Annotated in this window: 11 protein-coding genes; 7 read left to right on the top strand and 4 right to left on the bottom strand. The window is 60.2% G+C overall.

Annotated features, from left to right (window positions below):
- Nucleotides 1-41 precede the first annotated feature (41 nt).
- Complete coding sequence (locus K290_RS0109610; protein ID WP_028751718.1) at nucleotides 42-869, bottom strand: helix-turn-helix transcriptional regulator; 828 nt, start codon at nucleotides 867-869, stop codon at nucleotides 42-44.
- A 98-nt stretch (nucleotides 870-967) separates the two neighbouring features.
- Here K290_RS0109610 and K290_RS0109605 point away from each other — a divergent pair, with 98 nt between their 5' ends.
- From K290_RS0109605 to K290_RS0109590, 4 genes are all read left to right on the top strand, one after another.
- Complete coding sequence (locus K290_RS0109605) at nucleotides 968-1864, top strand: SDR family oxidoreductase (protein WP_028751717.1); 897 nt, start codon at nucleotides 968-970, stop codon at nucleotides 1862-1864.
- Nucleotides 1865-2242: 378 nt separating this feature from the next.
- Complete coding sequence (locus K290_RS0109600) at nucleotides 2243-3766, top strand: ABC-F family ATP-binding cassette domain-containing protein (protein WP_028751716.1); 1524 nt, start codon at nucleotides 2243-2245, stop codon at nucleotides 3764-3766.
- Between the two features lie 253 nt (nucleotides 3767-4019).
- Nucleotides 4020-6209 (top strand): anthranilate synthase, encoded by a 2190-nt coding sequence (locus K290_RS0109595; RefSeq protein WP_028751715.1) that lies wholly within the window; start codon nucleotides 4020-4022, stop codon nucleotides 6207-6209.
- Nucleotides 6210-6337: 128 nt separating this feature from the next.
- Nucleotides 6338-7045: a TIGR02117 family protein gene (locus K290_RS0109590; RefSeq protein WP_065091565.1), complete on the top strand. Its 708-nt coding sequence runs from the start codon at nucleotides 6338-6340 to the stop codon at nucleotides 7043-7045.
- A gap of 16 nt (nucleotides 7046-7061) precedes the next feature.
- On the opposite strand, the gene bluB is transcribed toward K290_RS0109590, so the two are convergent.
- On the bottom strand, nucleotides 7062-7808 hold the full coding sequence (gene bluB / locus K290_RS0109585; protein ID WP_245276509.1) for a 5,6-dimethylbenzimidazole synthase: 747 nt from the start codon (nucleotides 7806-7808) through the stop codon (nucleotides 7062-7064).
- A gap of 391 nt (nucleotides 7809-8199) precedes the next feature.
- Between bluB and K290_RS0109580 the strand changes: the two genes are divergently transcribed.
- Together K290_RS0109580 and queF are read left to right on the top strand one after the other, a co-directional pair.
- Nucleotides 8200-9114: a cation diffusion facilitator family transporter gene (locus tag K290_RS0109580; protein WP_028751712.1), complete on the top strand. Its 915-nt coding sequence runs from the start codon at nucleotides 8200-8202 to the stop codon at nucleotides 9112-9114.
- Nucleotide 9115: 1 nt separating this feature from the next.
- Entirely contained in the window at nucleotides 9116-9580 is a 465-nt protein-coding gene (queF, locus tag K290_RS0109575; RefSeq protein WP_028751711.1) for a preQ(1) synthase, read from the top strand.
- A gap of 58 nt (nucleotides 9581-9638) precedes the next feature.
- Here queF and K290_RS0109570 read toward each other — a convergent pair whose 3' ends face one another.
- Nucleotides 9639-10436, bottom strand: a complete 798-nt coding sequence (locus K290_RS0109570; protein ID WP_028751963.1) for a DUF2076 domain-containing protein — start codon at nucleotides 10434-10436, stop codon at nucleotides 9639-9641.
- Between the two features lie 228 nt (nucleotides 10437-10664).
- On the opposite strand from K290_RS0109570, the gene K290_RS0109560 reads away from it, so the two are divergent.
- Nucleotides 10665-11252: an ATP-dependent Clp protease proteolytic subunit gene (locus K290_RS0109560; protein ID WP_028751710.1), complete on the top strand. Its 588-nt coding sequence runs from the start codon at nucleotides 10665-10667 to the stop codon at nucleotides 11250-11252.
- Between the two features lie 112 nt (nucleotides 11253-11364).
- Here the strand turns inward: K290_RS0109560 and K290_RS0109555 are convergent, their stop codons facing one another.
- Complete coding sequence (locus K290_RS0109555) at nucleotides 11365-11748, bottom strand: YciI family protein (RefSeq protein ID WP_028751709.1); 384 nt, start codon at nucleotides 11746-11748, stop codon at nucleotides 11365-11367.
- Nucleotides 11749-11859: the final 111 nt, after the last annotated feature.

Raw genomic sequence — 11859 nt, 5'->3', positions numbered from 1 at the left:
TCGTCCTTTTCCTATTCTCGGGCCTCTCGCGCGTCGGCTGATCAGGCCTGACCTTGAAGCAGCGATCTGACCTTGTCCATGTCTGCCAATGTTGCGGGATTGTAGACCACCATGCCGAGATCGGGCCTGCCGTCGACGGAAAAGCTCGAATATTCGAGGGCGATCAGGCCAACGATCGGGTGTTGCAGATGCTTGGTGCCCTCGCCATAGCTGCGCACGTCGTTGCTGCGCCACATTGCCTCGAATTCCGGGCTTCGGCGGCTGAGATCTTCGACCAATCCCTTGACGTTTTCGGCAGCTCCGGCCCGGGCCACTTCGGTGCGGAATGCCGCCACCACGAAGCGGGCATCGGCTTCCCATTCCGGCATGGCGTTGCGCACGCGGGTACTGGAAAAGACGAGACGCAGGATGTTGCGTTCTTCCGGCGGAATATCGCCATAGTTGGCAAGCACGACCGAGGCGGCGTAGTTCCAGGCGATGATGTCCCATGCCGAATTCTTCACAAGCGCCGGGCTGAGTTCCAGCGAATCGAGCACCCGTTGCAGCCGTGGCGTCACACCCTCGGCCGGCTGGTAACGGACTTCGGGCGGCCGGCCCAAGGCAAGCAGGAAGAGGTGCTCACGTTCGACGTCCGTCAGCATCAGAGCGCGGGTGATCCGGTCGAGCACATCGGCCGAGGGCGCGCCGCCGCGGCCCTGCTCGAGCCATGTGTACCAGGTCGCGCTGATATTGGCGCGCTGCGCCACTTCCTCGCGCCGTAGTCCGGCCGTTCGCCTGCGTCCCGGCGGAAGGCCAAATGCCGCGGGATCGAGCTTGGTGCGGCGATCCCGGAGGTAGGTTCCAAGCGCTTTGTCGTTCGTCGCCGGCATGTTCGTCCTGTTAGTGATTATACTCCTATAAGCTCACTACTTTACCCTGATAATTGGCTCGCCGATAGTGATCCAGCTCTTGAACTGGAGAATTTCTTATGCGTGTTTTTGTTACCGGTGCGACCGGTTTCGTGGGGTCCGCCGTCGTTGCTGAATTGATCGGCGCCGGCCATCAGGTGCTCGGTCTCGCTCGCTCGGAGGCGGGTGCCAAATCTCTCGCTGCCGCAGGTGCCGAGGTGCATCGGGGCGACCTTGAGGATCTGGAAAGCCTGCGTAACGGCGCGGCCGCATCGGATGGTGTGATCCATACGGCATTCAACCACGACTTCTCGAAATTCGCGGAAAATTGCGAGATGGACAGGCGCGTCATCGAGGCACTCGGTTCGGCGCTGACAGGGTCCGACCGCCCGTTGATCGTTACCTCCGGGACTGGGCTTCTTTCGCCGGGCCGTCTCGCGACCGAAGATATGGTTCCGGATTTCGGTCCCGCTTCGTTTCCCCGCGTCGCTTCCGAACAGGCGATGTTGTCGGTTGCCGCGAAAGGCGTGCGCGCATCGGTGATGCGGCTTCCTCCATCCGTCCATGGCATTGGCGATCATGGTTTCGTTCCGATCCTCATCCGTATCGCACGGGAGAAGGGCGTTTCCGCCTATATCGGCGATGGGCAGAACCTTTGGCCGGCCGTGCACCGGCTCGACGCCGCTCGTCTTTACCGGCTCGCGATCGAGACGAAGTCCGGGGCGGTCCGGTATCACGGCATTGCCGAAGAGGGCGTGCCGTTCCGCGATATCGCCGGCCTGATCGGCCGCCGTCTGAACCTGCCGATCGTCAGTAAGACGCCGCAGGAGGCGGCAGAGCATTTCGGCTGGTTCGCGCATTTTGCCGGACTGGATTGCCCTGCCTCCAGCCAGCGGACACGGGAGTTGCTGGGATGGCGCCCGGAGCAGCCCGGTCTCATTCAGGATATTGATCGCGACGAATATTTCGCGGCCTGAGAATCCTTGATGAAGCCGGGCGCATCGACAAGCTGGCTTCGCCTCTGAGCGTCGGCGGCCTGTGAAGGCCCGCTCGATTGTTTATCGCAACGTTCAATGCTATCAAGGTTGCGCAACCTATTGAGAAAGGAGGGTCGAAGATGATGACGTTTGTCTGGCGCAATCGCCAGTTCGGCCCGAACCAAGCCCTGCAAATGCGTTTGCAGGGCTGATCAGAGACCGCTTCTCACTCACCGTCTTTCTGGTCTGCCCCTGTGGGTAACGCAGCGCCGAACGTTCGTGTTCGCGCGGCTGCGTGATGACATTCAACCGAGTTTCTGCCGATAACCGCGCCGATGGAGCGTCACGGCTGTGCTTGGGTCAGACCGGAAGAGAACCATGACTCTGATCAATCTCCGCAATTTCGGCATCACCCTGGGTGTGCCGCTTATTTCCAATCTGAATTTCACCGTCAGTGCCCGTGACCGGATCGGTATCGTTGCCGCAAATGGCAGAGGGAAATCCACTCTACTGAATTGTATCGCCGGCCGGCTGGAGCCGTCGGTGGGCGACATCACCCGCTCACGCGGCCTTCGGGTGGGATATGTCGAACAGAATGTGCCCGCCGATCTGGCTGCCATGTCCTTCTACCACGCGGTTCTCTGTGCCCTGCCGGACGAACAAGCCGAGAGCGAGGGCTGGCGCGTCGATGTCACGCTGGATTCGCTTGACGTGCCGCAGGTGTTGCGGGAGAGGGCACTTGCTGATCTCAGTGGCGGTTGGCAGCGGCTTGCCATGCTCGCCCGTATTTGGGTGACCGAGCCGGACGTCCTGCTGCTGGACGAGCCGACCAACCATCTCGATCTCGCTAAGATATCGCTGCTCGAAGATTGGTTGAACGCTCTGCCGAGCGATGTGCCGGTGCTGATCGCGAGCCACGACCGCGCCTTTCTCGATGCCGTCACCCACCGCACCCTGTTCCTGCGTCAGGAGCAATCGACGACCTACGCCTTGCCCTATGGCCGGGCACGGGCAGCGCTGGAGGAGGCCGACGTTTCGGATGAGCGGCGCTACCAGAAGGACATGAAGACGGCGCAACAATTGCGAAAGCAGGCGGCCAAGCTCAACAACCTCGGTATCAATTCCGGCAGCGACCTGCTGACGGTGAAGACGAAGCAGCTCAAGGCGCGTGCCGAACGCCTGGAGGATATGGCACGGCCGGGTCACCAGGAGCGTTCGTCCGGCGCGATCAAGCTCGCCAATCGCGGCATTCAGGCGAAGATATTGGTGACGCTTGATGATGCCGGCGTCGAGACGCCGGATGGTACATTGCTGTTCAAGACCGGCAAACGCTGGATATGCCAAGGCGATCGCATCGTACTGCTTGGCCATAATGGGGCGGGCAAGACCCGGCTTGTCGAGATGATCCGCCATGCCATTGCCGATCAAAGCGTATCGGGAGCAATCCGGGCAACGCCATCGCTGGCGCTGGGCTACAGCGATCAGGCGCTCTCCCATCTCGGTCATGACGATACCCCGCTGGGCCTGATCACGCGGTTGTTCGAACTCGGCGAACAGCGGGCGCGCACGCTGCTCGCGGGTGCCGGCATGGGCATCGACATGCAGGGGCGTGCCATTGGCAGGCTTTCGGGCGGTCAGAAGGCGCGATTGTCCATGCTGGTGCTCAGGCTCACCAATCCGAACTTTTACCTGCTCGACGAGCCGACCAACCATCTCGATATCGATGGGCAGGAGGCGCTGGAGGGTGAGTTGATGGCGCAGGAGGCAAGTTGCCTGCTTGTTTCTCACGATCGCAGCTTCGTCCGCGCCATCGGCAATCGCTTCTGGCTGATTGAGAAGAAGCGATTGGTCGAAGTGGATGGACCGGAGGAATTTTTCGCGGAGGCAGGGCGGCGGAACTAAAATGGGGAGGGCAGGGACGAAAATCGTTTCTGCCCATTCCCTGAGATTGCGGCTTGCGCATCAGCTCATCTCACGCTAACAATTCCCGCGATGAACATGTCCTTGAACAACATTGCAGTTTGGTGGTGGGCACGCTGAGGCGGCCTCGACCAATCGTGTTCAAAGACGACGAGTGAGCCGCCCGAGATTTCGAGGCGGCTTTTTTGTTATAAAGGCCGCCTGTCATCCGGGCCCGACAACGGAGTGAGGAACAATGGTAACGATCCTTCGGGATGATGGTGCGGAAATCTACGAGACGAAGGGCGGCATCACCGTCACCCGGCAGCGCCGGCCGACTCCCTATGCGGATGCGGTGTCGTCCTACATCGACAAGCTCGACGAGCGCCGCGGCGCGGTCTTCTCGTCGAACTATGAATATCCCGGCCGCTACACCCGTTGGGATACCGCCATCGTCGATCCGCCGGTCGGTCTGTCCTGCAATGGACGCAATGTCTGGATCGACGCCTATAATGAGCGCGGCAAGGTCATTCTCGGTTTCATTGCCGAAAAGCTGAAGACGGTTTCCGAACTGGTGCTTGGCGCTTCGACAGAGCGCCGGCTTGACCTGACGGTGAAGACGCCGGATCGCGTCTTTACCGAGGAAGAGCGCTCGAAGACCCCGACAGTGTTCACGGTGTTGCGCGCCGTCACCGATCTCTTCTATTCGCAGGCCGATGCCAGCATCGGCTTCTATGGTGCTTTCGGCTACGACCTCGCATTCCAGTTCGACGCGATCAGCCTCAAGCTCGAGCGTCCTGACGACCAGCGCGACATGGTGCTCTATCTGCCCGACGAAATTCTGGTGGTGGACAATTATTCCGCCAAGGCCTGGATCGATCGTTACGATTTCGCCAAGGGCGGCGTCACTACCGAAGGCAAGTCCGGCGAGATCGCTCCCGAGCCCTTCCGCCACACCGATGCCATTCCGCCGAAGAGCGATCATCGCCTTGGCGAATATGCCGAGCTGGTGGTCAAGGCGAAGGAAAGCTTCCGCAAGGGCGATCTTTTCGAAGTCGTGCCCGGCCAGAAGTTCATGGAGCGCTGCGAGAGCAAGCCGTCCGATATTTCGAAGCGCCTGAAGGCGATCAATCCGTCGCCCTATTCCTTCTTCATCAATCTCGGCAATCAGGAATATCTCGTCGGCGCTTCGCCGGAGATGTTCGTGCGTGTGTCCGGCCGTCGCATCGAGACCTGCCCGATTTCGGGTACGATCAAGCGCGGCGACGATCCGATCGCCGACAGCGAGCAGATCCTGAAGCTCCTGAACTCCAAGAAGGACGAGTCCGAGCTGACCATGTGCTCCGACGTCGACCGCAACGACAAGAGCCGCGTTTGCGAGCCGGGCTCGGTCAAGGTCATCGGCCGCCGTCAGATCGAGATGTATTCGCGCTTGATCCACACGGTCGACCATATCGAGGGACGCCTGCGCGATGATATGGATGCTTTCGACGGCTTCCTCAGCCACGCCTGGGCCGTCACCGTCACCGGCGCGCCTAAGCTGTGGGCCATGCGCTTCATCGAGAGTCACGAGAAGAGCCCGCGTGCATGGTATGGTGGGGCGATCGGCATGGTCGGCTTCAATGGCGACATGAACACCGGCCTGACACTGCGCACCGTCCGTATCAAGGACGGCATTGCCGAAGTGCGTGCGGGCGCAACTCTGCTGAACGACTCGATTCCCGAGGAAGAAGAAGCCGAAACCGAACTGAAGGCCTCTGCCATGCTTTCCGCCATCCGTGATGCCAAGACTGCAAACTCCGGCAAACAGCAGCGTGATGTCGCTTCCGTCGGTAAGGGCGTGAAGATACTGCTCGTCGACCACGAAGACAGCTTCGTGCACACGCTTGCCAATTATTTCCGCCAGACGGGCGCCACGGTTTCGACCGTGCGTACGCCGGTGCCCGAAGAGGTCTTCGATCGGCTTGATCCGGATCTGGTCGTGCTTTCACCCGGCCCCGGCAATCCTAAGGATTTCGATTGCAAGGCGACCATCAAAAAGGCGAGAGCGCGCAGCCTTCCGATCTTTGGCGTTTGCCTGGGCTTGCAGGCGCTTGCGGAAGCCTATGGCGGCGAGTTGCGCCATCTGGCGGTTCCGATGCACGGCAAGCCCTCGCGCATCCGGGTGCTGGAGCCGGGTCTCGTCTTCTCGGGTCTTGGCCGCGAGGTTACGGTCGGTCGCTATCATTCGATTTTCGCTGATCCGTCGAGCCTGCCGCGTGACTTCATGATCACGGCCGAAAGCGAAGACGGCACGATTATGGGCATCGAGCACGTCAAGGAGCCGATTGCGGCCGTGCAGTTCCACCCGGAATCGATCATGACGCTCGGTGGCGACGCGGGTATGCGGATGATCGAGAATGTGGTGGCGCATCTGGCGCGGCGGGCGAAGACGAAGGCGGCCTGACGCGAGAGCCGCTCGGTGTACAGTTCGAACATCCCTATGCACTCGGAAAAGTGCATAGGGATGTTTTTTGCCTTGAAAGAGCCAACAAACCACTGAAGACATCCGCTGTTGGCGGGGTCTTTCGGTCGGTGATCTCAAGTATATTCAAGGGCGTATTCTTCGCCGTGCTTGCGATCGTGGCGATCGCCGCTCTCGGCATTGTCGCTCCGCGGCCGCTTTGGCCTGACGGACGAGCGGAAAGAGCCGAGCGGTCGCAACATGTCCTCGTGCTCAGCAATCCCATCCACACGGATATCGCCATACCCGTCGATGGCGATCTCATCTCCCGTTTCGCATTCCTGCGGACAGCCGGGCTTGATCTCGATAATACGAATGTGCGCTATCTCGTTTTCGGCTGGGGCGGCCGGAGCTTCTATACGGAGACGCGGACATGGGCCGATTTGAAGGCCGGCCCTGTCCTGAAAAGCTTCACTCTCGATCGTGCTGTCATCCATGCCGAGCTGGCGGGTGAGATTCCCGCGAATGCGCCTGGTGTCATGGCGATCAGCATCGATACCGAGGGGTTGGAGCGGCTCAAGCGGTTCATTCTCGGCAGTTTCGAGCAAACGAATAACCAGCCGAGCCCATTGATCGGCAGCAACTACGGACCGAATGATGCGTTCTTCGAGGGACGGGGATATTTCAACGCGCTCATGGGATGCAATACCTGGACGGCCGCCGGGTTGAGGCAGGCGGGATTGACCTCAGGCTTATGGACGGCGCTGCCATGGATGCTGCGGCTGTCGCTCAGCCTGCACAACGACCGCGATCGTTTTGCATCCACTCAGATAAATTAGTGCGGATCAGGGCTGCTTAGAAAGCCTCCTGATCATCCCGCCAACATTCCTCGAAAATCAGCTTGTCGAGCGGCAGGCGGTCGCGCCATCCCTTTACCGCAAGCTCGGGCATGTCATAGAGTTCATCGACGTAGCCGACACAGAGCCATGCGACGATTTTGACGTGCTCGGGTATGTTCAGGATGCTCTTGATCGCGTCCTCGTGAAAAATGCTCACCCAACCGACGCCGACACCCTCGGCGCGGGCCGCGAGCCAGAGATTCTGAATGGCGCAGACCGTCGAATAGACGTCCGTCGCGGGATTGTGCGTCCGCCCAAGCACGACAGGGCCGCCACGCCTGGTATCGCAGGTGATGCAGATGCTAAGCGGCGCCTTGCGAATGCCTTCGAGTTTCAGCCGTTGATATTGTGCGCGGCGATCGCCTTCGAACATCTGGCAGGCTTCCTCATTGGCCTGGTGAAATGCCTTCCAGACGCGTTCTCGCGTCTCCTGCTGACGGATCAGGAGGAAGTTCCACGGCTGCATGAAACCGACAGACGGCGCGCGATGGGCCGCTTCGAGCAGCCGCCTGACGAGATCTTCGGGCAGGGGATCGGACCGGAACTGATCGCGCACGTCGCGGCGGGTTTCGATGGCGCGGTAGACGGCGGCGCGCTCCGTTTCGGAAAAGGCGCCTGCCGCTATCAGATGATCCGCTTCTTTCGGCGGCACATCGGCGACGGAAGCTGCGTTGTGCGAATGAGAGGGATCAAGACAGGGCATGTTCCACCGTGGATTGGAGGTAGCGGCGACGTTTCGTGGCGGAATGCCGTTCGCTGGAGCGTTGTTGGTCGACCTATAGCTTAGTGCATGCGCGCACGGGAAGGTGCCATCATGATTTTCACAGGCAAGCATACGATCTGCCAGCCATCATTTTGTCGCATCATCGTCTTTCAGCGGCAGCTTTGCGCACCGACTTTGTTTAACCGGGTTATTTGGGATAAATTGTGATGCGCGCGACCCAAGCCGTCCTTTGACAAACGATGCGTTCTGCATCATATGAACGGCAATGAGCCGCCTGCGCGAATTTCGCGCGGGCGGTTTTGCATTTGAATGGCGCGGTTTTTGCAATTCGTTCGCATATGCAGGGCGCGCATCCGCATTGGAGAAACGCATGAACGGACAGGGCAACCAGACGATACGGCAACTGGCCCTCTGGGGCGTTCCCCTGTCGCTCGGCGTCTTGGCGCTGAAGATGCTCGCCTGGTGGGTGACGGGCTCCGTGGCGCTGTTGTCGGACGCCCTGGAATCCCTCGTCAATGTCGTGGCTGCTTTCATCGCTTTCTTTGTCATCCGCTATGCGCAGAAGCCGGCGGATCACGATCATCCCTTCGGTCACCACAAGGCGGAGTATCTTTCGGCCGTCACTGAAGGGGCGATGATCATCGTCGCTGCGTTGATGATCGTTCAGGAGGCGGTGGGGCATTTGGGCAATCCGCAGCCGTTGCAAGCGCCCGTCCTTGGCCTTGCCATCAACTTTGCCGCCGGTATCGTCAATGGGCTATGGGCGCTGACCTTGATCCGTGCCGGGCGCGAGCATCGCTCGCCGGCGCTGACCGCGGACGGGCAGCACATCATGTCCGATGTCTATACCTCGGTCGGCGTGTTGCTCGGCCTGCTGCTGGCGCTTGGCACCGGCTACCCGATATTCGACCCGGTGCTAGCCATTCTCGTAGCCGTCAACATTCTGTATCAGGGCTGGAAAGTCATCTCCAATTCCATCGACGGGCTGATGGACAAGGCTGTCCTGCCGGAAGAGGAAGTGGTGATCAAGGAGGCGATCGCGACGCATGCCAACGGCTCTCTCGGCGTGCACGATCTCAAGACGCGCCGGGCAGGCGCCGTCACTTTCGTCGATTTCCACCTCGTCGTGCCGGCGGCGATGCCGGTCCGCGAGGCGCATCGCATCTGCGACCGCCTTGAAGACGCCATACGGGCGATCCATGCGGGCGCGGAAATAACCATTCACGTGGAGCCCGAGGGCGAGAAGGCCCATGGCATCCGCGTCAAAGTGATCAAGGAGACCTAAGATGCCCACAACCGATGTTTCCGGTCTGTCGATGCTCGGCAATCAGACCGAAACGGCTGCGAACCCCGAAGCCGCTGTCCTCGAAAAAGTGCCGTCCGGCCATGCCGGCACGGACTATGTCGTGCGCTTCACCGCCCCGGAATTCACCTCGCTCTGCCCGATGACCGGTCAGCCGGATTTTGCCCATATCGTCATCGATTATGTGCCGAACGAATGGCTGGTGGAATCGAAGTCGCTGAAGCTTTTCCTGCATTCCTTCCGCAATCACGGCGCTTTCCACGAGGATTGCTCGATCTACATCGCCAAGCGGCTGGTCGAACTGCTGGAGCCGAAATGGCTGCGCATCGGTGCCTATTGGTATCCCCGAGGCGGTATTCCGATCGATGTGTTCTGGCAGACGGGCAAGCCGCCGGAGGGCGTGTGGCTGCCGGACCAGGGCGTCCAGCCTTATCGCGGACGTGGCTGAAATTGAAAAAGCCGCCATCCGAAAGGAGGCGGCTTTTTGCAATCAGAGACGGTTGGCTTCAGGCAAACGAACTGTCGTCGCCGCCATTGTCGGACGAGTCGTCATAATCATTGTCGTCGTCCTGATCATTCGATGCGTAGTCGACATTGGTCTGACCATTATCGTTCTGGTCATTGCCGTCGTTGCCGAAATAATTGTTGTTGATGATCGTTTCCTGAACCGGCTGTTCGGCTGCATTGGCGGCTGTGCCGCCGAAGAGGCCACCGAGACCGCCACCGGCGCTGGTGCCGCCGAGATGGGGGCTGAACAGGCTGGACAGCGATTCCGCCAGCATGACGCCGCCGGCGACGCCGGCCGCGGTGCCGAGGGCGCCGCGCAGGAAGCTACCGCCTGCCGAGGGAGCTGCAGCCTGCGGGTTCCAGGGGCCGCTCGGTTGCTGTTGACCGCCCCAGGGGCCGGGCTGCGGGGCGTTGCGGGCATAATCATCATAAAGATGGCCCTGCTGCTGCGAATTACCGGCTTGCGGTCCCGGGCCACGCTGCGGCTGCTGTTGGCCGCCGCCGAACAGCGAGCCGAGACCGCCGAGGAAGCCGCCGCTCTGGGGCTGCGGATGATTGTCTGCCCCTTGCTGTTCCAGCTCGTGCACCCGCGCTTCGAGCTGCTGGATGCGGTCGGCCGCAGCCTTCATGCCCTGTTCCTGTATGAGCACGGCTTGGGCGAGGAAATAAGGCGCATAGGGCTGATCGCGAACCGATTGATTGATCAAGGCTTCCGCATCGGCATCGCGCTGGGTGCTGGCGGTAGCGCGGACGCGATCGAAGAGGGACGCGAGCATTTGACGTTCTTCAGGCGACATGATGGCCTCCTTGGCTATCTGTTGCTGCAAATTCGGGGCGCGATTCTCGCGCTCACCTGACGTAGGATGGAATTCCGGCTTTTCAAAGCCTGTTCAAGTTACAATTCGGTAATCCGCAACCATAACGCCATGCTTTCCCTGGCTATTCGCGCCTTGCCTTTTTCCGGCATTGTTTTACGCATTGAGTCGCACTATGTGCGGTAGGACACATCTGCTGGAGACTTGCGAATGAACGACGAAGACGAACAGGAAGAAAAGACGAAAGAGCTGCCCTTGGGCAAGGACGCGGAGGCGAATCTTTTCAAATCGCGCTCGATCTTCATCTATGGCGGCATTACGCAGGAACTGGCGCAGAAGGTCTGCTCGCAGCTTGTGGCGCTCGCCGCGGCCAGCGATGAGGACATCCGCATCTATGTGAATTCGCCCGGCGGCCACGTCGAATCCGGCGATTCCATTCACGATATGATCAAGTTCATCAAACCGAAGGTCTGGATGATCGGTTCCGGCTGGGTCGCATCCGCGGGCGCGCTGATCTACGTGGCAGCCCCCAAGGAACGCCGCATCTGCCTGCCGAATACCCGCTTCCTGCTGCACCAACCGTCCGGCGGTACGCGTGGCATGGCCTCCGACATCGAAATTCAGGCTCGCGAAATCATCAAGATGAACGAGCGCCTGAACAAGATCTTCTCGGAAGCCACCGGCCAGCCCGTCGAGCGTATCGCCAAGGATACGGACCGCGACTACTGGCTGTCGGCCGAGGAAGCCAAGGCTTATGGCCTGGTTTCGCGGATCGTGACGTCGCAGGGCGAGATTTAAGCTAGCGGCTTTTGCTGAGCTGAAGCGCCCTCGTTTGCCGAAAGGCAGGCGAGGGCGTTTTGCATTGTTAACGCAGCCGCGAGCGCGGCGACGGGCCGCTGAGCCGAACTCGCTATTCTTCGTCCCGGGATTCCAATGGCGCTCCGGGAATGTAAAGCGAGATCGGCCTGATTTCGTAGACTGCCGTCGGATTGACACGGCGGAGGTCGCGGGCTGCTTCAACTGCTGCCTCAAACGTTGGAAAATCCACCACATAGAAGCCCAGCAATTGCTCCTTGGTTTCGGCAAAGGGCCCGTCCGTGACGATGCCGGCACCTTTGCCTCGCAGTGTCACGGCACTTTGCGTTGAGCCGAGACGTGCGGCCGGTCCCAAAGACTTCTCTTGAACGAGGCGGTCATTGATCTGGAGGAGTTCGGTCATCAACGCCGCGTCCTCCTCCTTGGTCCAGGATTCAACCACTCCCTCTTCGTGATAGGCCAAGATGGCATAATACATATATCGTTCCTCCTTTATGCATCTATCGATTTCAACCAATCGAGCTTATCGACTGGCGCGTAGAGACGTCTTAGTTGCATTTGACTACACAGGTTTGATGTTTGGTGCGCA

It is taken from the genome of Rhizobium leucaenae USDA 9039, assembly GCF_000426285.1.
GTDB lineage: Bacteria > Pseudomonadota > Alphaproteobacteria > Rhizobiales > Rhizobiaceae > Rhizobium > Rhizobium leucaenae.
Note: the sequence above shows the minus strand (reverse complement) of the source record. Positions and strands in the feature narration are given on the sequence as shown.